Origin of the sequence: Corynebacterium fournieri, assembly GCF_030408775.1 — a bacterium.
GTDB lineage: Bacteria > Actinomycetota > Actinomycetes > Mycobacteriales > Mycobacteriaceae > Corynebacterium > Corynebacterium fournieri.
Genome location: NZ_CP047210.1, coordinates 2,106,778 through 2,127,515, shown reverse-complemented (window position 1 = coordinate 2,127,515; position 20,738 = coordinate 2,106,778). Strand labels below are relative to the sequence as shown.

Genomic DNA, 20,738 nt, shown 5'->3' with positions numbered 1-20,738 from the left:
TAGACTTGCGCCATCGTGAACAGACCCGCCATTTTGCCCGAGCTCGACGGCCTGCGCGCTGTGGCCGCGTACGGCATCGTGGCCACGCACGTGGCCTTTCAAACCGCGACAGGTTCCGCGGTGCTGGAGCGCTTCGACTACTTCGTGGCCGTCTTCTTCGCGCTCTCAGCGTTTTTGCTCGCGCGCGGCGGGCGGCGGCCGGGCTACTACTCGCGCAGGGTGGCGCGCCTCGCGCCTGCCTACCTCGTGTGCGCGGCGGTGGTGCTGCTCGCGCTGCCGCCGCTCGCGGGAGTGACATGGGAGCAGGCGGTGGCGAACCTGTTGCTCGTGCAGGTCTACGTGCCGCATGCGCTTATCGACGGGCTCACGCAAATGTGGTCCCTATGCATCGAAGCCGCCTTCTACGCGGTCCTGCCGCTGTACCTGCGGCTCGGAGCACGGCAGCGGCGCGCGGCGTTGGCGGGCGCGGTGGTGCTGGGGCTGGGCTGGCCCTGGGCCGTTGCGGGCGTGGCGGATCCGGCGACGCTGAACCTGCAGATCTGGCCGCCGTCCTACGCGCCCTGGTTCGCCGTCGGCCTCGTGCTGGCGGAGTTGGAGCGCGCCGGGCTGCGCTACACGGGGCCGCGGTGGCCGATTGCGCTGCTGGCGCTGCCGGTGGCGTGGTGTGCCGGCGTGATCGGCCCGCGCGGACTGGCGCACCCCTCGCCGGGGGAGTTCAACGTTCGCATCCTGCTCGGCGCGGTGTTCGCAGCGCTTGTGGTGGCACCGTTCGCGCTGGGGCAGCGGGTGGAGGGCACGGTGCTGTCCTCGCGGGTGATGCGCACGCTGGGGCGCTGGTCGTACTCGGTGTTCTTGTGGCACATGGCGGTGTTGTACTTCGTCTTCCCGGTGCTGGGGGTTGCCATGTTTTCCGGCGGGTTCGTGCCGGTTTACGCCGCGACCGCCCTGTCGTCTACCGCGGTGGCGTACATCTCCTACGAGCTGGTGGAGGTGCCCGGCGCGCGGTTGGTCAGGCAGGCCACGGCGAAGCACCCGGCCACTACGAGAAAGGTCGAGGAGCCCGCGTAGTTCGCCGCCGGCCATGGGGCGCGGGCGAGGACCAGGCCGCAGACCCCGAGGGCTGCTGCGGCGACCCGGTGCATCGGCAGCACCGTGAAGCGGCGCACCACCCACGCCAACGCCGCCGCGGCTAGGCCCTGGACGGGGAAGGCGGCGATGGCAGCAAGGGTGGGCGCCCAGTTCGCGCTGGCGGGAGGGGCGTACAGCGAGTCTGGCTCGCGTCGCCACGGCACCCACAGGCAGCCTGCGAGCACGAGCAGGCTCAACGCCCCGCCGAAGATCAGGGAGTAGCGGTAGGCGCCCTCGCCGGCGAAGCGCATGGAGAACTCGCCGGTCGCGCCCTCGGGCACGCGGAAGGCCTGGGCGCCGGCGTCGATGCGCACCGGCTCGAGCTCGGTGCCGCCGAGGGTGGCGCGAAGCCCGTCGTTAAAGGCGCGGGTGGTCAGTATCAACCGGTCGCCGTGGCGCATCGGCAGCGGCGCGCGGGAGAGCATGACAGTGTCGGCGCGGGTGAACAGCTCGTGGGTGCCCGCTGAGAGAGACACGGTGCCCACGTGGCGCTGCCCGTCGATGGTGGCGGGCGCGGACAACTGCCAGGTGGCGTCCTCGACGGTGGTGAAGCGGCGCTGAATCACCGTGTTTTCGGGGAAGTGGCGCTGGAAGAAGTAGCGGTCCGCGGTGCCTTCAACCTCCACGATGCGGCGCACACCCACGTCCAGTTCGCGGATGCCAACCGGTTCGGTGAGCTCCACGATTGTGGCGTCGCCGCGGGTGAGCCTGCGCGGCTGGTCCTTCACCAGGGTGACGCTGCGGCAGTTGTGGTTGCCGTCGCACAGCTTCACGGTGGTGTCCGCGGTGGAGGCGATGGTGACCTGCTCCTGCTCGGACTCGAATTCGATCCACGCGTGCGCATCGCCCGGCGCGGGCCACCATGCGGTCTCCGCCAAGCCGTCGAAGGCTGCGGTGAGCGACTTCGACGGGTCCGGCCCGCCGAACGCACCAGCGTCCGCGGCCGAGGAAGACGCGCGGGCGAGCCCGTCGGTGGAAACCGCAGTGCGCCGCCCGTCGGACGGGTAGTCCTTCACCTTGTTGCGCACCGTGGCGTCCTCTCCCTCGACGTTGAGGTAGCCGGATTGGCCGTCGATCGTGCCGTAGTTTCGTACCGCCAGCGCTGGGGTGTCTGTGACAATGTCGACGTTGTCGAAATTGTCGGCAGCGTCGACATCGTCGGCGTCCCCGCTGGTCAGGCGCGCCGGGAAGTAGCCCAGCTCGCGCCACAGCAACGGCAGGACCTCGCCGCCGCCGTCCACGGCCACCGGCTCGCGGTCGGTGTCCATCACGTCCGCCTGCGGGTCCAGCAGGAAAATGTCCACCTCGCCGAAGCTGGCGTCCGGCTCGCCCAGATTCGGCGTCGGAGGTTGCTGCTCCAAATCGTGGCGCACCACCACCGCGCCCACACCGATAGAGCGCAGCGCTTGCCTCTCCACGATCTCGGTCTGTCCGTCCAACCCCCGAATCGCCTCCGGGTCCACCAGGGGCACCGCGTCGCGGAAAACGAACCTCGCGCCGGTTAACGCCTGGATCGGCTCGTCTCGCGTCCACCCCCAGCTCTGCCGCGCGAACGATGCCGGCGGGACCACCAGGGTGCGCGTGCCGGCGGCGTGCTCGTCGAGCCACTTACCCGCCGCGACCCAATCTTGAGAGACCTCGCTGAACGTGCCCTGGGGCAGCAGGCGCAACGACCACGCCGGGGCCACCGCCACCGTTGCGGCCAGCGCCAGTGCGACCGCCTTCGGCCGGTTTACCCCGTGCGCTGCCGCCGCCGCGTGCCCCACGCCGAGCGCGAGAGGCAGGTGCACCAGCGGGTCGAACTTGTGGAGGTTGCGGAAGGGGGCGAGGGTGCCGTCGTAAAGCGATGTGGCCATATGCGCAGAACCCAGCACCCAGAACCCCACCGCAAACACGGCGAGGAGCGGCCCGCGCCACGGCATGTCGCGCCGCGCCAGGCCCGCCAGCCCCGCCGCGGCGACGAAGCAGGTGGCGAGGATGAACACCGGCTCACCGACCAGCAGGTGGCCGGCGGCGCGCTCGGTGTCCACGAACGGCGTCCAACTGGTGGTGCCGCGCAAAATCTCCACCGGGTTGAGCCACGCGGTGGTCACGCCGGCGGATTCGATGAAGTCTGTAAACGGCGGCGAGTAGCGCCCCAGCACCAGCAGCGGGCCGATCCACCACACAGACACCGCGGCCGCGCCGAGGGCGAACTTTCCCGCCGCCGCGTAGGCCCGCCGGGCAACCAGCAGCACGAACGCCGGCAGGCACGCCGCGATGGTGGCCGTGGCGTTGACCGCGCCCATGCAGGCAACCGCGACAACCACGGGCGCGACCAGGGGACGCTTGCGCGTCAGCGGCACCAGCGTCCACGGCACGAGCGCCACCGGCCACGCCTCGGAAGAAATCGCGGTGAGCGTGGTCAAGATGCGCGGGCTCAGCGCGTACACTCCGGCGGTAAGCACCTGCGGAAACGTGCCCCTAATCCCTACACGCCGCGCCAATATGAGCGTCCCGGAGTAGGCCAGGCCCAGCAGCAGCAGCCACCACGCGCGCTGGATCAGCCACTCAGGCACATGCAACAGGTGACCGGCAAGGAAGAACGGCCCCTGCGGAAACAGATAACCGTAGGCCTGGTTTTGCACCTGGCCCAGCGGGAACTCGTCGGTGTAGGCATGGGTGGCGCGGGTGAGAAAGCGCAGCGGGTCCGCAACAAGGTCGAACTTCGTGTCGGCCGCCACCTCACCCGGCGGCTGGGCCAGCACGACGGCAAGCAGGACGAGCCAGCCGGCGAGGTGCGCGCGCATCCCCCGCACCGGGGCCTACTTCCGCGAGCCGTACTCCGGCCCGCCCAGCACCGCCTCGTCCGCGGACACCGCCGAGCCCTGCGGCACAGTGGACTGCCCGGAGACCGCGGCGATGCCCAACACCCCCACCACACCGAGCACCACGCCGACAACAGTGCTGGCCAGAACGGGCGCGGTGGCGCGCCGGGCGAGCGAAGCCGGAAGTGCGAATACTCGGTGGGACATGTCGGTGCAGCATACCAGCGGCGGGTACAGTGGCGGTGGTTTGAAACGGGTTCAACCACAGCTGACAAAGGGGCACAAGCATGCGGGCACGAGCGGGCGCAGTGGGGGTTGCGTTTGCGTGCTTGGCGACGGCGAGCTTCGCCGGGTGCACCTCAACCCTAGAGAGCACAGAAAGCACAGAAGAGACAGCTAAGACGCAGGCGCTGCAGACAAGCACAGACGCGGGGGAACCGGAGGACGTCGAGAAGCAGCAGCCCCCTGCAGTCGCGCCCCCGGCCCCGGCAGAAGCTCCCGCGCCGCTGTCGCCCGCCCAGCAGCGCGTGCCGGCTGACCTGCGCCAAAAGGTCGCGTCGCTGATGATCGTCGGCGTGGCCAACTACGACCAGGCGCGATTCGCCCTCGACCAGGGCGTCGGCGGGCTGATCATCCCCAGCTGGGCGGACCCGGCGCTTTTGACCGAGCCGGGACGCAACATCAACGCCCTGCGCGAGCAGTACAACCGGCCGTTTTCCGTGGCCATCGACTTCGAAGGCGGCCGGGTGCAGCGCCATACGAACGTGCTCGGCGAGTTCATGCCGCCGCGCTCGCTCGCCGGGCAACCGCCGGAGGTGATCCGCGGCACCGGATACGACATCGGCCGCGCCCTGCGCGCCCACGGCATCAACGTGGACTACGCGCCGCTTCTAGACCTCGACGTCAACGGCCTCGACATCGTGGGCGACCGCTCCTTCCACGGCAACCCCGACGAAGTGGTGCGCGTGGCGGGGCTGTTCTCCCAGGGGCTGCTGGATGCCGGGGTCACCCCCACCTACAAGCACTTCCCCGGCCACGGCCGCGCCTCCGGGGACACGCACCACCAGCTGGCCGTCACCCCGCCGCTGGACCAGGTGCGCGAGCTGGACCTTCGCCCCTACGGGCCGCTGTTGACCCAATTTCCCCGCGCAAGCGTGATGATGGGCCACATGATCGTCCCGGGGCTTGGGCCCGACGGGGTACCCAGCTCCATGAACCCGGACGCCTACCGCCTGTTGCGCAGCGGCGACTACCCGGGCGGCGCGCCGTTCGAGGGCGTCGTGGTCACCGACGACCTTTCCGGTATGCGCGGCATCCTGGACTACGCCCCCACCCGCGACGCCGTGGCCAGGGCAATCGGCTCCGGCGCGGACCAGGCGCTGTGGTCCTCCGGGGCGGATCTGCCCGGCATCATCGACCACATCGTGTGGTGCGTGCAGGGCGGCTACATCCCAGAGGCGCGCGTCGACGAAGCAGCCACGAGGGTGCAGCAGCAGCTCATTGACGTGGGGCTGTAGCTATGCGACTTTAAAGATCTCCATTACTGTGTCTCGGGTGACTACAGTGAAGGCAACCTCGCACAGGAAAGGCCGCTCCGGGACCGCCTCGGGCGGCGCGGGAGTGATGGGCCGCGGCACCAAGATCGCGCTCGGCATCCTCCTCGGCGTTCTCTCTGTGGCCCTCGCACTGTATCTGGCGGACTTGGCCACGCACCGCGGCAAGGTGCCGCGCGGCACGCACGTCGGCGGCGTGGACATTGGGGCGATGGCTCCGCAGGAGGCGCGCGACAAGCTTCAGGCTGAGCTCGGCGGCATCACCGACGAAGCCGTCCCCGTGACCGCGGGGGAGAAGTCCACCGAGTTCATCCCGGCCAAATCCGGCCTGGGCATTGACTTCGATGCCACCGTAGATGCCGCTGGCATCGAGACCGCCAACCCGGTCGAGCGGCTGCGCGGACTGTTCACCACCCACGAGGTGGACGTCGTTCCCACCATCGACGACACCGCCCTGACCCGCCAGCTCGACCGGATGGCAAAAGAGCTGCGCGTCGACCCCCGTCGACGGCACCATCCGCATCGAAGGCGGCAAGGCCGAATCCTCCGACCCGAAGCTGGGCCAAGAGGTGGAAAGCTCTTTGCTTCGCGACGAAGTGACCACCGGCTGGCTCAACCCCGACGGCGTCGATGTGGAACCGAGCGAGGTCCAGCCCGCCGTCAACGACGACGCTATGAAAGCGGCTCTCGGCGGCCCGGTCCGTGCCGCGCTGGACGGGCCGCTCACCGTGACCGGCAAGGACGGCGTGGCGGCCGCGGTGCCGCAGGACCGCCTGGGCGAGATCGTGCAGTTCCCCGTTGTGAAAGGCCGCCTCGAGCCCGAGGTGAACACGGACGCTGCCCGCACCATCCTGGGCGACCAGCTCGCCGCGACCGAGGTGGAGGGCAAAAACGCCCGCGTGCTCGCCGGCGGCGGGGTTGAGCCATCCGTGGACGGATCGGTGGTGGACTGGGACGCGACCCTGGCAACCCTGGACAAGCGCCTGGACGGCACCGAGACCCGCACATGGGAGGCGGTGTACAAGGACGTACCCGCCGAGTTCACCACCGAGCAGGCGCAAAACGCCACCTTCAATGACGTTGTCGGCTCGTTTACCACCGGCGGCTTTTCCGGCGCGTCCGGCACGAACATCGCGCTGGTGGCGCAGACGGTCAACGGTGCGGTGGTCAACCCTGGGGAGACGTTCTCTTTGAACGGTTACACCGGCCCCCGCGGCACCGCGCAGGGCTACGTGGAGTCCGGCATCATCCTCAATGGCCACGCGGACACCGCGGTGGGCGGTGGCATCTCTCAGTTCGCCACCACCTTGTACAACGCCTCGTACTTCGCGGGCATGACGGATGTGGCGCACACACCGCACTCGTACTACATCTCCCGCTACCCGGCTGGCCGCGAGGCCACCGTGTACGAGGGGGCCATCGATCTGCAGTTCCGCAACGACAGCCCGTACCCGGTCCGTATCGCGACCAACGTGGGCGGCGGCGAAGTCACGGTGAGCCTCATGGGCGTGAAGTCCATCACCGTCGAATCCGTCAACGGTGGGCGCTGGGCGCAGACCTCGCCGCAGCCGATGAACGTGCCGGGCGACAGCTGCGCGCCTTCGTCGGGGGCGCCCGGTTTCACTACTTCCGACACGCGGATCATCTACGATCTCGCGGGCAACGAGCTCAACCGCGAGACGCAGACGACGGTGTACGACCCGCAGCCGGTCGTGCGCTGCGGGTAGGGCTCGGGCGGACGCGGGCAGGCACGAGCAGGCCGGCCCGGCTGTCACGCTGTATTGCCTTTCCGCTTTGGAGCGGTCTTCCGGTTTTCGCCGACTTCAAACAGTGGCGGATCGCTCGCTCTCGCATTCGGTGGGTCGTCGAAGGCCGGGTATTTCTCCTGTGCGCGCCGGATGGTCCGTTGACCGGGTGATTGTTGGTACTGGTGGGTTGAGGTAGATACCGGCGGTCCGCCATCTGCGGGGTGGTGGGTGATATCCCAGGTGGCGGGGTCTTTTTCGAAGTGCCCCTTCCCGCCGGCGCCATCTCTGTTGTCGTTGTTGCACCTGTGGTGCTCGCGGCACAGGAGGATGAGGTTGTCCAAGTTGGTCAGCCCGCCGTGGAAGTAGGCCTCAATGTGGTGCGCCTCCAGCTCCACGCCTGGTTTGGTGCAGCCGGTCCACGCGCACACTTGCTGCATGGCGAGCAGGACCATCTTCTGCTCGATGCTGGCCAGACGTGCCCGGCCGAGCGACAGCGGCACCCCGGTGCACGAATCGAGTTGGAGCGCGAACGAGTCGCCGGCCAACCCCAGGCGCACTACGTCCAGGGCGGTCAAAGACACCGAGGTGTTGGTGGCGAACTCCGTGTACGCGTCGGCGCCGAGGAGCTCATCCAGCGTCATGGTCAGCACCACGGTGCCGAGACCGCGCCGCCCGGCGGCGGAGGATGTGCCGTGCCGGTTCACAATGTCCATGAGTTGGTCGAAGCGGCGCTGTCCGCGGGTGCGTTTGTCCTCGACCCCGTCGGGCAAATTTGCGCCGGGTGCTTCGCCGGCGGCGATGGCGGCCTCGAGGGCGGCGCGGCTGGCCTTGTCAAGGTAGATCTTGGCCCAGGTTCCGCCGTCGCTGTCCTCTTCGCCGAAGACCAAGGTGCGCTTCTTAAAGGCGGCGAGGGGGTCTTTCTTTCCCGAGTAGTCGCGGCCCTTTCGGTTGGCGCGTTTGACCAGGTTGGTGACGAATTTCCGCAGCTCCTCGGCGGACATGGTCTCTGCTGCCTCGAGCGCCCGGGCGTAGACTTCGTCGCGGCCCGGGTCGGCGTGCTCGTTGAGCTGCATCAGTGCGCGGTCGATGATGCGCTTTTTCTCTGCGTTCGCTTTGGCAGCGGCTTTGCGGGCCCGCTCTTTGGCTTTGCGCGCTTCTTCCTTGCGCCGCTTCTCTTCCTCTTGCTGCTTCCGGCGCTCCTCCTCGCCGGTGGAAGGGTCGGAGGGCGGGGTGGGCACCTCCACTTCGCCGAACATCGTCTTGGCCTGACTGAGCAGGTTGAACGCGTCGGCGCGGGGAAGGCCGAGCTGCTTGGTCAGGTATTCAACGGGATGGTTGGCCCCAACTAGGCGTCCTGCGCCGTCGCGCTCGCAAACAAAAGCGAAGGCGATGTTGGCGTTGGATAGGAGGGGTAGCGCGGCGTGCAGGCGCTCCATCGCGTGGTGGGTGGATGCGAGCTGGTAGGACTCCGGCTGCATCATCAGCGCCTCGAGCGCTTCGAGCCCCGCGACGACTTGGTCCACGTGGTAGTCGATTGTCCTGGTCATGGCGGCGCCCCTCCCTTCAGAGCCTTCACGAGGCGAACACCCGACACACTACGGCCCCGCCCGACGCTACAAACCACCCACACGAACACTTGTTCGAATAATCCCGCCCAAGCTGCAGCTTTAGCCCGTCGACAAGCCGCCGCTGCCTAGCTTTCTCGCTGCGGCGGCACGTGGTCGCCCACGTCTCGCAGCAGCCCCCACGCAGTGAGCTCCGCGTACAGCGGGTCGCGAGGCATGAGCGAGTGGATCGGCGCGTAGCCGTCGTACCACTGCCCGGAGTCGATGTTGGCCACATCGGCGCCGTCCGCGGACTGCAGTGCGGACGCGGAGGCGGGGGTGACCACCGTGTCTGCGGGCGAGTAGATGGAGGTGTACACGATCCCGGGTACGGTGTCTGGCCCGCTGGCGAACTCCTGTAGCCATGCCGAACCTGCCAGCTGCTGGGCTGCGCCGGGCGCGAACAGTGCGGTGAAGTGTGGGTGGCGGGATGCGAATTCGCCCATCTGCCCCGCCAGGCCGCGGAAATCGGTGCCGTGGAAGTTGCCTCCCATCGCCACTACGCGGCGCACCTTTTCCGCGCCGCCGCGAGCGATGAAAAGCTTGGTCATCAGCGCGCCCTGCGAGTGCGCCACGATATCCACCTGCGTGGCACCGGTTTTTCGCAGTACGCGGTCCACGTTTTCCTCTACGTCGCACACGATCGAGTTCAGGTCGCCCACGCCGAAGAATCCGGGTGCGATCATGTCCCCGTAGTCGTAGCCCCACACCCAAAAGCCCTGCTCGCGCAGGCTGTGTGCGTTGGATTCGAACGCCGCGGTGCGCGAGTTGATCCCGTGTACGTACATCACCGGCGTGGGGTGCTCGGGCTCAAACGACCTGTCGTTGAACGGCATCGGCGGGCGGTTTTGCAGCCCGCGCACTGCTCCGTAGCCAGCTGCAAGTGTCATCATCGCGCTGCTCAGTTTCATCCTGTCGAGCATATTGCTAATCGACGCTCTCCGGTCCCACTTGCACTAGACAAAGCTGTCTGTTAATCTTCTTTGCGGATCACGAAGTCCGACGGTCCCGCAAGTAAAAGCGGGCGAAGCCTCCCGGCTCGTCGGCTGGCAACCGCGCACATCGCGCACGGTGCCCCCGGGAGAAGATCCGCCGGCACGAGCAACCGCCGCGCCGGAAGCGCGATTTTCAAAGGAGATCAACCATGTCTTCCGACATGCCAGCAATGTCCAACCCCTTCGACTTCGCCGATGACTGGGTTCCAGCGACCCTCGGCAGCGTCAACATCAACACTGTCACGTTCAGGCTCGACAGCACGGGTGAGACCGTCACCGCGGAATTCGCCTCGCCCATGGAGGCATTTGATTTCGTGGGCCACACCGGCCCGAAATTTGAGTACTCCGCCATCGAGGGCGCGGTCCGCGACGCCAACGGTACCGTCGTTCCCCTGCCTGAGCCGCCCGCAGAACGCATTCCGTGCGGCCCCGACGAGTGCGACCTGATCGCCAACGGCCACAAACCTCACTGGATTCCGGTACTACGCGCCGGCAACGGCCCCAAAGAGGATTGGCTGCCCATCACCATCATCGAGCACGACGGCACCAAGCTGATCTTTTCCACCGAAGACGGCGTGTACACCTGCTACAACCACGACCCGGAGCGCCTCGCCAACGCGAGGTACTACAACCGGGAGTGGCCGGTGCTGCGCGGTGACTTCAACGGTAACGGATACCCGGTCAGCGTCGTCTCATCCAAACCGATCGGCCCTTGTAGCCACGCGTAGGCCCCTCGGGCCCAGCCTTCCCCCAGATAAAAAAGAGAGCCGGCGACGAGAATCGAACTCGCACTCTCAGCTTGGGAAGCTGATGTTCTACCACTAAACTACGCCGGCAGCGTTGATGACTTTAGCACCACGGATTCGGACCCCAAAACGGGGAAGTACACTTTGAGCCGTGCTGCTTTCAGATCACGACATCCGCGACGCAATCGACTCCGGCCACCTCGGCATCGACCCCTTCGACGCCGAGTTGATTCAGCCGAGTTCCATCGACGTGCGCATTGACAAGTTCTTCCGCGTTTTCAATAACTCGAAGTACACGCACATCGACCCGAAGCAGGAGATGCCGGATCTGACCACCCTTGTCGAGGTGCCGGACGACGACGCTTTCGTCCTGCACCCCGGCGAGTTCGTGCTCGCGTCCACGCTCGAATGCTTCTCGCTTCCTGCGGACCTGGCGGGCCGCCTCGAGGGCAAGTCTTCCCTCGGCCGTTTGGGCCTGCTCACGCACTCCACCGCCGGCTTTATCGACCCGGGCTTTTCCGGCCACATCACCTTGGAGCTGTCCAACGTGGCCAACCTGCCCATCGTGCTGTGGCCGGGCATGAAGGTCGGCCAGCTCGCGCTGTTCAAGATGTCCTCGCCCGCGGACACTCCATACGGCAGCGGCGCCCTCGGTTCGAAGTATCAGGGCCAGCGCGGCCCCACCCCCTCGAAGGCGTACCTGAACTTTCGGTAGGCGCGATTGCCTATCGACGCTATCTTCGGTAGCCCCTAGTCCACTCAGTCTTCTGATATATGCAAGTATTCACGGCCTCGAGTGGTCAGTTCTAGAGTGAGAGGGCGCTTCGACGCCGATTGGATGAGTCCCTCCGTTTCCAAGTCTTCTGCCACGGGCCGGATGGTGTTCCACGAACGTCCCATCGTTGATACTGCGTCCTTGAGGGGGAAGGGTAAATCCGGGCCAAAAAGAAACGCTTGTGCAGCTAAAAAAAGCAGGTCGCGTTCATACTCGTCACGGTCTAAGGATGATAAGACATCTTGCAAACTCCGTAGCTGAAAGTGTTTTTGATCTAATGATGTCTCCAAATCATTCTGGGCATCAATCAGCATCTCGAGCATGGCTTCGATAAAAAAGGTTGCCTCCCCGTAGTTCATCGGGTTTTCGGCTTCTACGAACGCCGCGTAATACTTCTTCCGCTGGAGTGAGAACTGGTGCGAGAGGGACATTGAGGTTGGTGGGGAAAGGACCTCGAGGGCCTTGAAAGCGAGTAGGAAGCGTCCCATGCGGCCGTTACCGTCGTAAAACGGGTGGGTGTATTCAAATATGAAGTGGCCTATGAGCGCGTTGATGAGGACATGGGTTTCATCGTGCTGGGTCGATAAGAACGTTTGCATTCGCTCTTCAATGTTGTCTTCGCCAAGGGGGGCCTTGTGCACCCCTTGGATGCCGTCGTGAATCTCTACAGTTCCTGCCCGGAACAGATGCCCATCAGGACGATCGTCCTCATCGATTTCGTTCGCGAGCAATTTGTCGTACTCCGCCCGGAGGGATGCGGGGGTCCTAGGAAACTCCGGTCGATCATTGGGGTTGAGCAACGACTCGTAGAAGGCAACCATTTCGCGAAAACGCTTATGTGGTCCGGTTGACGGGCGAGTTAGAGCTTCTGCAATTTCTCTCCGGGTCGAATGCACACCCTCAATTTGGTTGGTCGATTTAATTTCCTCAATGAGCAGGCCAGTCAGGTAATGGCTGGCAGCTGCGCCTGGGAGCGTGGACCACTTGTGAGAAATTCGGAGCTCCGCCCGCCAGACTTGTTCCAAGAGGGATTGATTTTCCGCAGTAAGCACTGCGAATAGTTGATGTTTGCCGACCGCGAAGTCCCAATGAAGCGTGGCTGGAGAGGAAAATCTCGAGAAGTATTCTGTCTCCGCAGCCCGCTGGCCGTCTGAAGATTTGTGAAACACAGTCTTCAGGCTTTTGTAATTGTTCATTTGAGGATCGTCCTTTGTGGGGGCAGAACTTTCAATTCTGGGAGTTTAGCGATATTCGCGTCGGTCTATTTGTGGGAAAACCTTGATTTTGCAGAATAGGCGTCACACACAGCGCTCGAATTCTCATTCCTGCAAGTACGCTTCCGGCGGTTGCGCTGCCGCGCCCGCCCTCCCACGGCATAATGGCCACTTATGCGGATGACTGTGATTGGTACTGGTTACCTCGGCGCGACGCATGCGGCGTGCATGGCTGAATTGGGCCACGAGGTACTGGGCGTAGACGTTGACGAAAGCAAGATCCAGGCGCTGAAGAACTCGAAGGTGCCCTTCTACGAGCCGGGCCTGCCCGAGGTGCTGGAGCGCAACATCGACGCCGGGCGGCTGGATTTCACCACCGACTACGCCGAGGCCGCCGCCTTCGCAAACATCCACTTCATCGGTGTGGGCACCCCGCAGCAGCGCGGCTCCTACGCAGCCGACACCCGCTACGTCGAGGCCGTCATCGACGATCTGGTGCCCCAGCTCGAGGGCGAGCACCTGATTTTGGGCAAGTCCACCGTCCCGGTCGGCACCGCCGCCGCGCTGCAGGAGCGCGCAGACAGACTCGCCGCCGCCAACGGCAACAAGGCGCAGGTCGAGATCGCGTGGAACCCGGAGTTCCTCCGCGAAGGCTACGCGGTCAAAGACACCATCGAACCGGACCGCATCGTTTTGGGCACACGTGCCCAGGACGCAAGCGCCACGCACGGCGACAGCCGAGCCGAGGAGATCGCCCGGGAGGTCTACGCCACCCCGCTGTCGCACAACACCCCGTTTATCGTGACCGATTTGCAGACCGCGGAGCTGGTGAAAGTCTCCGCCAACGCCTTCCTCGCTACGAAGATCTCGTTTATCAACGCCGTTTCCGAGGTCTGCGAAAACGTCGGCGCGGACGTGACCCAGCTGGCGGACGCCATCGGCTACGACGACCGCATCGGGCGCAAGTTCCTCGGCGCGGGTTTGGGGTTCGGCGGCGGGTGCCTGCCCAAGGACATCCGCGCGTTCATGGCGCGCGCCGGCGAGGTCGGCGCAGACCAGGCGCTGACGTTTCTGCGCGAGGTCGACGCGATCAACATGCGCCGTCGCCAGCGCGTGATCGATCTTGCGCGTGAGGAGCTCGGCAGCCTGATCGGGCGCAACATCACCGTGTTGGGCGCGGCGTTCAAACCGAATTCCGACGACGTGCGTGACTCGCCGGCACTGGCCGTGGCCGGCCAGCTCAACCTCGCCGGAGCAAGCGTGCGCGTCTACGACCCGCAAGGCATGGACAACGCCCGCAAGGTCTTCCCCACACTCGACTACGCCACCAGCCTCGAAGACGCACTAACAGGGGCGGAACTGGTCATCCTGGCCACCGAATGGAACGAGTTCAAGCAGATGGACCCGAAGTGGGCGGCAACACTCGTCGCCAAGCAACTGCTTATCGACGGCCGAAACGTCCTCGACGTCAACACCTGGCGCGACGCAGGCTGGCAGATGCGCGCACTCGGCCGCAGTCTCTAACGCGTGCTGCTTCGGAGCTAATGAGCAGAATCACCCGTTACGGGGAGGGCAGCTCCGCACAGTGGTCCTGTGACCAGCTAAGACGGACGCACAACACATAACTGCGCGTCTGTCTTAGTATGCGGACACAGATAAGGCATGATGGTGCGCATGTCCAAGGAGAAGCGAGGAAATTTTGCCAAGGGCGCGCTTGGCGCGGCCGCAGCAGCGTTGGGTGGGGTAGCCATCCACGACATCACCCAAACTAGGTACCCGATCCTTCGTAACTACCCGGTGCTGGGGCACATGCGCTACCTGCTCACGGATATCGGTCCGGAGCTGCGCCAGTACTTCATCGAACGCGATTGGGACGGCCGCCCCTTCAACCGCGACCAGCGCAACGCCATCTACGAGCGCGCGAAGGGCAAGCAGAGCGAGACCTCCTTCGGCACCGTCCAGGACGTTTACGACACCAACCACGAGCACCTCGTCCACTCCATCGCGCCGGTGGAAGAGCCGGCCGAACCGCCGCGCGCACTCGTCGGCGGCAAGGACTGCACCAAGCCGTATTCCATCTCCATGCTCAACATCTCCTCCATGTCCTTCGGCTCCCTGTCCAAAAATGCCGTGCGCTCGTTGAACAAGGGCGCCGCCATGGGCGGGTTCGCCCACAACACCGGCGAAGGTGGCGTGTCGCCGTACCACAAGGAGCACGGCGGCGACCTGATCTGGCAGATGGGCACCGGCTACTTCGGCGCGCGCACCGAAGACGGCGACTTCGACCCCGTCAAGTTCCGCGACAAGGCCCAGGACGACCAGGTCAAGATGGTGGAGCTCAAGCTCAGCCAGGGTGCAAAGCCCGGCATCGGCGGTGTGCTGCCGGCCGACAAGATCACCAAGGAAGTCTCCGAAATCCGTGGTGTGCCCATGGGCGTGGACTGCATCAGCCCGGCGGCGCACCGCGTGTTCAGCACTCCCGTGGAGCTCATCGAGTTCATTGCCCAGATGCGCGAGCTGTCCGGCGGCAAGCCGGCCGGGTTCAAGATGTGCGTTAGCAGCCGCAGGGAAGTGCTGGCTATTTGCAAGGCAATCCGCGAGGTCGGCACCGCGCCGGACTTCATCGTCGTTGACGGATCCGAAGGCGGCACCGGCGCCGCCCCGATCGACTTCGAGGACCACATGGGCATGCCGCTGACCCACGGCCTGATGCTGGTGCACAACGCACTGGTGGGCACCGGCCTGCGCGACCAAATCAAGCTCGGCGCGTCCGGCAAGGTCGCAGGTGGCTCGGACATTGTCATGCGCATGATCCAGGGCGCGGATTACACCAACTCCGCTCGCGCCATGATGATGGCGACCGGCTGCATCCAGGCGCAGCGTTGCCACACCGGTGAGTGCCCCACGGGCGTGGCTACGCAGGATCCGCGCCGCAACCGTGCCATCGTCGTGGAAGACAAGTCCAAGGCGGTCTACAACTTCCAGAAGACCACCGTCAACACCGCGGTGCGCCTCATGGCGTCCATGGGCGTGTCCGATCCGTCCGAGCTCACCCCGCACATGCTGCGCCGCAGCGTGTCGGCGACGGAGTCTCGCTCCTATGCGTCCATCTACGAGTGGCTGCGCCCGGGGCAGTTGCTTGAAGACGCACCTTCGGCCTGGGCCCCCGACTGGAAGGCGGCGTCCCCGGATACCTTCCGCGCAGTCTCCTAACCGGGTCCTCACCGGCGCTGCCACACACGGGGTTTGGTCCCGGCAACGGATCGTATAGCAGGCGGGCAGACCTGCTATACGATCCGTTTCTAATTGGGAATCGCTGTCGACATCACCTGGGGAAATGCGACCCGCCGACCTTGATCGTCTAGCAGAACACAAGGATCTGCTAGACGATTGCGAGCGGGCCATGGCGTTTTGATGTCCTTGACACCCGTGCCTAGCCGCCGTACTTTTAAGAAGGACCTGTTGTCGAGGAAAGGAGTAGGCCGTGCTCACGATTCGTGTTTCCGCGTAACACGAACAAGAAAGTCGAATGAGCATGCCTATTTCACTGAACAACGTATCCCACGAATGGCCGAACGGCGCGAGCTGCTTTGCGGGCGTAAGTGCCGTATTTTCAAGCGGTCTTACTTGCCTGATCGGCGATAATGGATCCGGGAAAACTTCGCTGATCAAGATCATTCTTGGCGAGCTTGAACCCACTGGTGGCTCGGTTGAACGCCCAGCGAATATTGGGTACCTCCCGCAAGATCTGGCATTGAAGTCAGATGCGACTGTGGCAGATGTTTTCGGGGTTTCGGAAATCCTGACCGCTATTGAGGCAGTAGAAGCAGGAGATTTTGATCCGAGCTTGTACGACATAATCGGCGACCGTTGGGATGTGGCCGCTGACGTTACTGCCACGTTGTCCGCCCATGGTCTCGACTTGGACTTGAGTAGAACCATGGACACTCTCTCCGGTGGTGAAGCTGTCCGAGTCGCCATTGCCGCCCTGCTGCAGGGAAACCCAGACTTCATTGTTCTGGATGAGCCCACGAACAATCTCGACGGCGATGCGAAAGCTCAGCTGATTGAGCACCTCGCGGCGTCCCCGATTCCATCGCTCGTTGTCAGCCACGACCGCGATTTGCTGGAGTCCGCGACTGAAATCGCGGAGCTGCACAACGGAACGCTGCGAGTGTTTCCCGGTAACTACTCCGCTTACCAAGAAACGCTGGCGCGGGAACAGGAAGCGGCGATGCGTGAGGTTCGGGACACGAAATCGAATCATCGCAAGCAGATGCGAGAACGCGAGGCAATGCAAACTCGTATTGATCGCGATGCGCGTCGCGGCAGGAAATTTGCTGCCTCAAAACGCAAGCCCGGCATGACGATGGGCTTGGATAAAGACAGATCCGAAAAGACTGCCGCACGGAGGGGATCAGCGCACGCGGGTGCCGTCGATCAGGCATGGGCCGCATACAACCAAGCAAAGGAAAAGGTCCGGGACGACCAGGGCGTTTTTATCGATTTGCCTGAAACCGAGCTCGCGAACAGCACACGGGTCTTGGACATCGCCGGTCTCACGGTGGTCGGGCCAGAGCGGGTGCGAATTACGGGGCCGAACGGCAGCGGCAAGACCACCTTGCTCAACTCCATCGCCAGCAATGAGGCAGGTTACGTCATCGAAGGGGCGGGCTACCTACGTCAACGTCTGACATTTCCCCGAGAGAAAACGGTTCTGGAATTGGTAACGGAGGCGAACCCTGAGGCAGACCCGCAGTACATTCGTGACCAGCTTGCTCAGCTCTTGTTCCAAAACGATACGGTGCACGCGCAGGTAGACGAGTTGTCTGGTGGAGAGAAATTCCGGGTTGAGCTCGCCCGCATCTTGCTTTCCAATCCTGCACCCAGGCTGCTACTTCTCGACGAACCCACCAACAACATCGACATCGCGACAGTGGATTGGCTCGTTTCAACCTTGGAGGCTTACGCAGGTGCCATCATCTTGGTCAGCCACGACGAGAACTTTTGCGGGCGCGTGGGACTCACCCGCGACGTTTCCGTCACCACCCTGGGAGGTGCGGAAACGCCCTAGTGCTGGTGGTAGTCCACTAGGAAGTTGCCGAGCCGCTCGATCGCGTTTTCCAGCTGGGACGCCCACGGCAGAGTGACTACGCGGAAGTGGTCCGGGGTGGGCGGCGAAGCTCGTCGAGAGGCAGGTGCTTATCGACGGACGACACGCCCCGCGTGGCAAGACGCCGGCTGGCAGCTCCACGCGTTTGGGGGCGGAGCCTCTAGAAATTTCAATCTGAGCCTTTCGTCGTTCGAGAGAAGCCAATCGGAGTCAGATACCGTCTTGCTCGTTGTTACCGGGGGACCGAAAGTACCGCTTTTGGACCAAATGTTCCAAAGTCAGCGCTAGCCATGTTCATCCTGCAACAGCGCTCATACAATCCTCCCAGTACGATGTGCTTCTCGACTTGTGAAAGGCTTCCCATGTATCACTCAATGACCGTCCGCAAGGCGGTTGTCGCTCCCGCGCTCGCCCTAGCGCTGACCGCTGCAGTCATGACTCCGGCGATGGCGGGCACCGCCACCACCTTCTGCTAGGGGACGATCATGAAACTGCGTAACTCGAAGATGGCGATCGGTATCTCCACCCTTGCGGTATTTATCTCGGTGGCCCTTATCGTGGCGTTAGGTCGCGCCTACGTCATCCTCTTCCTTCTTTCGATGGCGCTTTTGGCCAGCTCGGTGAAGTCGGCTTTGGCTCAGGCCGAGGCGCGCTCCGGCCCTAGTCGCCGGTAGGCCGGAGACCAGCTGCGACAGCGAAGTCGCCGAAAAGCGAAAGTATGTCAGGGGAGCGCCAGGCACGCTGACGTTTGTCCACTCGGGCAGACACGGCAATGCCGTCAGCTCCTAGGCGGTCCAACGCGTTGCGGGCGGTGAGGATGACGCGAGAGCCTTCCACCAAACTTGCGGCCTGAAGTTTGGTAGTTGTCTAGAACAGCGGAACCTAGTGCTGGTGGTAGTCCACTAGGAAGTTGCCGAGCCGCTCGATCGCGTTTTCCAGCTGGGACGCCCACGGCAGCGTGACCACGCGGAAGTGGTCCGGGGTGGGGTAGTTGAAGCCGGTTCCCTGCACCATGAGGATCTTCTCGGACTTGAGCAGGTCCAGCATGAACTTCTCGTCGTCGTGGATGTTGTACATCTCCGCGTCGATCTTGGGGAAGCAGTACAGCGCACCCTTCGGCTCCACCACGGAGATGCCGGGGATTTCCCGCAGCTTCTTCACCGCGACGTTGCGCTGCTTGTGCAGGCGCCCGCCCTCAGCGGTGAGCTCGTAGATGGACTGGCGGCCGCCGAGCGCGACCTGGATGGCGTGCTGGCCCGGCACATTCGCGCACAGGCGGGTGCCGGAGAGCAGGTCGAGGCCTTCGATGAAGCCGGTTGCGCGGCGCTTCGGGCCCGTGATCACCATCCAGCCGGCGCGGTAGCCGCACACCCGGTACGCCTTGGACAGGCCGTTGAAGGTGATGCACACGAGATCCGGGGCGATTTCTGCCATGGAGATGTGCGAAGCTCCGTCGTAAAGCACGCGATCGTAGATCTCGTCGGAAAGCACCATGAGCTCGTGCTCGCGCGCGATGTCGGCGATGCCTTCGAGCACCTCGCGCGAGTACACGGCGCCGGTGGGGTTGTTGGGGTTGATCACCACGATGGCTTTGGTGCGGTCGGTGATCTTTTCCCGGATGTCCTCGAGCGAGGGGTTCCAATCGTCCTCCTCGTCGCACTTGTAGTGCACGACTTTGCCGCCGGCGAGCGTGGACGCGGCAGTCCACAGCGGGTAGTCGGGGGCGGGGATGAGGATTTCGTCGCCGTCGTTGAGCAGCGCCTGGGTGGTCATGCTGATCAGCTCGGACACGCCGTTGCCGAGGTAGACGTCGTCGATGTCGAAGTGAGGGAAGCCGTCGATCATCTCGTAGCGCGTGACCACCGCGCGGCGCGCCGAAGTGATGCCCTTGGAAGTGGTGTAGCCCTGGGAGGTAGGCAGGTTGGCAATCATGTCGCGCATGATCACGTCCGGCGCTTCGAAACCGAACACTGCCGGGTTGCCGGTGTTGAGCTTCAGGATGGTGTGGCCGTCGCGCTCCATCTTCTCCGCGGTGGCCGTCACCGGCCCGCGGATGTCGTAGAAGACGTTCTTCAGCTTGTCCGCTTGGTCGAAATGGCGGTGCCTTTGGTGCTTTTGCAGTGGCTCACTCATGCCACTCCACTGTAGGCGCGTTTAGGGTTTGCGGAACCGGTTTAGCGTATTTTGTGCGACATCGAGCGCGTCGGAGGTCAGCTGGTTGAACTGATCCTTGCGCTGCACACGCCTCATTGCCTGCTGGTGCGCCTTCGCGGATTCGATCTCCAGCTGGCGGCGCTTGATTTCCTGTCGGCGCTGCTGCTCCAACTGCCGCAGGCTGGGGGTGTGCCAGGAATCCGGGCCCACCTTCATCACGTACAGCAGAATGAACAGGGTGGGGATAAACAGCAGAGAAAGCCCGACCAAGGCGTCGGCACCGACGTGGCTGAACAGGCCGACCAGACCGAACGCGCCTATGGTGCCCAGCCAAAACGTGCCTGCGCGCATGCGTTTGCCGGAGCGGCGCGCCTGCATGATCTCGCGGCCGCTGTAAAAGACGTCTCCTGAGGGGACGTCCTGCGCCGCCACGGGGCCTTCCACCGGCTGCGGCGGCAGGTCCACCAGAATCGGTTCGAGGTCCGAGTGGACCTGTGCTTCGGCGACTTGGCGGCAGCGCTCGTCGAACTCGGCCATGTTGAGCCGGCCCTCGCCAAGCGCGCGCCCGAGAGTGTCCATGGCGTCCATGCGCTCCTGGTCGCCGATCCTGAAATTGCCGTAGGGAGTGCTCACAAACCGCAATACTAACGCCCCGGACGACTGGTGCGCGTCCGGGGCGGAAAGTTACTTCGTCTCCTCGTTCGGGAGGTTGCCGTCGTTCCAGCGGCTGGTGTCGTCGTGGTGTTCTGCTTCCTCGACGGTGTGCACACCCTCGCCCAGGGGCAGGGTGTCCATGTTCTGGTTCGCGGCGTCGGCGCTGTCCTTCGAGGAGGCGGTTGCGCGTTCGGTGTCGATGCTGGTGTAGAGGCCTTCGTGTTCTGTAGTCATGGGCCCGATCCTA

The 20,738-nt window shown here is 64.4% G+C and carries 16 protein-coding genes, 1 tRNA gene, 1 pseudogene and 1 riboswitch; of the genes and pseudogenes, 9 read left to right on the top strand and 9 right to left on the bottom strand.

Going from position 1 to position 20,738, the window contains the following annotated elements:
- Window positions 1–15 precede the first annotated feature (15 nt).
- Window positions 16–1,068 (top strand): acyltransferase family protein, encoded by a 1,053-nt coding sequence (locus tag CFOUR_RS10170; RefSeq protein WP_230471797.1) that lies wholly within the window; start codon window positions 16–18, stop codon window positions 1,066–1,068.
- Here the strand turns inward: CFOUR_RS10170 and CFOUR_RS10165 are convergent.
- Window positions 975–3,917, bottom strand: a complete 2,943-nt coding sequence (locus tag CFOUR_RS10165) for an alpha-(1->3)-arabinofuranosyltransferase domain-containing protein (RefSeq protein ID WP_290180273.1) — start codon at window positions 3,915–3,917, stop codon at window positions 975–977. The two genes, CFOUR_RS10170 and CFOUR_RS10165, sit on opposite strands and share 94 nt — an antisense overlap.
- A 15-nt stretch (window positions 3,918–3,932) precedes the next feature.
- On the bottom strand, window positions 3,933–4,142 hold the full coding sequence (locus tag CFOUR_RS10160; RefSeq protein ID WP_290179373.1) for a DUF2613 family protein: 210 nt from the start codon (window positions 4,140–4,142) through the stop codon (window positions 3,933–3,935).
- Window positions 4,143–4,222: 80 nt separating this feature from the next.
- Here CFOUR_RS10160 and CFOUR_RS10155 point away from each other — a divergent pair, with 80 nt between their 5' ends.
- Both CFOUR_RS10155 and CFOUR_RS10150 read left to right on the top strand, forming a co-directional pair.
- Window positions 4,223–5,452, top strand: coding sequence for a glycoside hydrolase family 3 N-terminal domain-containing protein (locus CFOUR_RS10155; protein ID WP_085957159.1), 1,230 nt, complete (start codon window positions 4,223–4,225; stop codon window positions 5,450–5,452).
- Between the two features lie 106 nt (window positions 5,453–5,558).
- Window positions 5,559–7,215: pseudogene (locus tag CFOUR_RS10150) on the top strand (VanW family protein).
- A gap of 44 nt (window positions 7,216–7,259) precedes the next feature.
- Here the strand turns inward: CFOUR_RS10150 and CFOUR_RS10145 are convergent.
- Together CFOUR_RS10145 and CFOUR_RS10140 are read right to left on the bottom strand one after the other, a co-directional pair.
- Window positions 7,260–8,783: an HNH endonuclease signature motif containing protein gene (locus CFOUR_RS10145; RefSeq protein ID WP_230471768.1), complete on the bottom strand. Its 1,524-nt coding sequence runs from the start codon at window positions 8,781–8,783 to the stop codon at window positions 7,260–7,262.
- Between the two features lie 146 nt (window positions 8,784–8,929).
- Complete coding sequence (locus tag CFOUR_RS10140) at window positions 8,930–9,751, bottom strand: alpha/beta fold hydrolase (RefSeq protein ID WP_230471769.1); 822 nt, start codon at window positions 9,749–9,751, stop codon at window positions 8,930–8,932.
- Window positions 9,752–9,828: 77 nt separating this feature from the next.
- Window positions 9,829–9,968, top strand: a riboswitch (SAM riboswitch).
- 16 nt (window positions 9,969–9,984) lie between these two features.
- Between CFOUR_RS10140 and CFOUR_RS10135 the strand changes: the two genes are divergently transcribed.
- Window positions 9,985–10,563: a hypothetical protein gene (locus CFOUR_RS10135; RefSeq protein WP_143338977.1), complete on the top strand. Its 579-nt coding sequence runs from the start codon at window positions 9,985–9,987 to the stop codon at window positions 10,561–10,563.
- 37 nt (window positions 10,564–10,600) lie between these two features.
- Here CFOUR_RS10135 and CFOUR_RS10130 read toward each other — a convergent pair.
- Window positions 10,601–10,671, bottom strand: a tRNA-Gly gene (locus CFOUR_RS10130).
- Between the two features lie 61 nt (window positions 10,672–10,732).
- On the opposite strand from CFOUR_RS10130, the gene dcd reads away from it, so the two are divergent.
- Window positions 10,733–11,296 carry a dCTP deaminase gene (gene dcd, locus CFOUR_RS10125; RefSeq protein ID WP_085957161.1) on the top strand — a complete coding sequence of 188 codons (564 nt, stop codon included), beginning with the start codon at window positions 10,733–10,735 and terminating at the stop codon, window positions 11,294–11,296.
- Between the two features lie 44 nt (window positions 11,297–11,340).
- Here dcd and CFOUR_RS10120 read toward each other — a convergent pair whose 3' ends face one another.
- Window positions 11,341–12,552 carry a Fic family protein gene (locus CFOUR_RS10120; protein WP_085957162.1) on the bottom strand — a complete coding sequence of 404 codons (1,212 nt, stop codon included), beginning with the start codon at window positions 12,550–12,552 and terminating at the stop codon, window positions 11,341–11,343.
- A gap of 192 nt (window positions 12,553–12,744) precedes the next feature.
- On the opposite strand from CFOUR_RS10120, the gene CFOUR_RS10115 reads away from it, so the two are divergent.
- From CFOUR_RS10115 to CFOUR_RS10100, 4 genes are all read left to right on the top strand, one after another.
- On the top strand, window positions 12,745–14,094 hold the full coding sequence (locus CFOUR_RS10115) for a UDP-glucose dehydrogenase family protein (RefSeq protein WP_085957163.1): 1,350 nt from the start codon (window positions 12,745–12,747) through the stop codon (window positions 14,092–14,094).
- A 150-nt stretch (window positions 14,095–14,244) separates the two neighbouring features.
- Window positions 14,245–15,783 carry an FMN-binding glutamate synthase family protein gene (locus tag CFOUR_RS10110; RefSeq protein WP_230471770.1) on the top strand — a complete coding sequence of 513 codons (1,539 nt, stop codon included), beginning with the start codon at window positions 14,245–14,247 and terminating at the stop codon, window positions 15,781–15,783.
- Between the two features lie 322 nt (window positions 15,784–16,105).
- A complete protein-coding gene (locus tag CFOUR_RS10105; protein WP_085958384.1) occupies window positions 16,106–17,644 on the top strand; it encodes an ABC-F family ATP-binding cassette domain-containing protein in 1,539 nt (512 codons plus the stop codon).
- Window positions 17,645–18,168: 524 nt separating this feature from the next.
- The gene (locus CFOUR_RS10100; RefSeq protein WP_143338978.1) at window positions 18,169–18,357 is read left to right on the top strand and encodes a hypothetical protein; all 189 of its coding nucleotides are present in this window, start codon (window positions 18,169–18,171) and stop codon (window positions 18,355–18,357) included.
- Window positions 18,358–18,565: 208 nt separating this feature from the next.
- Here the strand turns inward: CFOUR_RS10100 and CFOUR_RS10095 are convergent, their stop codons facing one another.
- Genes CFOUR_RS10095 through CFOUR_RS10085 form a run of 3 tightly spaced genes read right to left on the bottom strand, consistent with a single transcriptional unit; the run spans window position 18,566 to window position 20,725 of the window.
- On the bottom strand, window positions 18,566–19,816 hold the full coding sequence (locus tag CFOUR_RS10095; protein WP_085957165.1) for a pyridoxal phosphate-dependent aminotransferase: 1,251 nt from the start codon (window positions 19,814–19,816) through the stop codon (window positions 18,566–18,568).
- A 21-nt stretch (window positions 19,817–19,837) separates the two neighbouring features.
- Window positions 19,838–20,470: a DUF1707 SHOCT-like domain-containing protein gene (locus CFOUR_RS10090; RefSeq protein WP_085957166.1), complete on the bottom strand. Its 633-nt coding sequence runs from the start codon at window positions 20,468–20,470 to the stop codon at window positions 19,838–19,840.
- Between the two features lie 51 nt (window positions 20,471–20,521).
- The gene (locus CFOUR_RS10085; protein ID WP_085957167.1) at window positions 20,522–20,725 is read right to left on the bottom strand and encodes a hypothetical protein; all 204 of its coding nucleotides are present in this window, start codon (window positions 20,723–20,725) and stop codon (window positions 20,522–20,524) included.
- Window positions 20,726–20,738 lie beyond the last annotated feature (13 nt).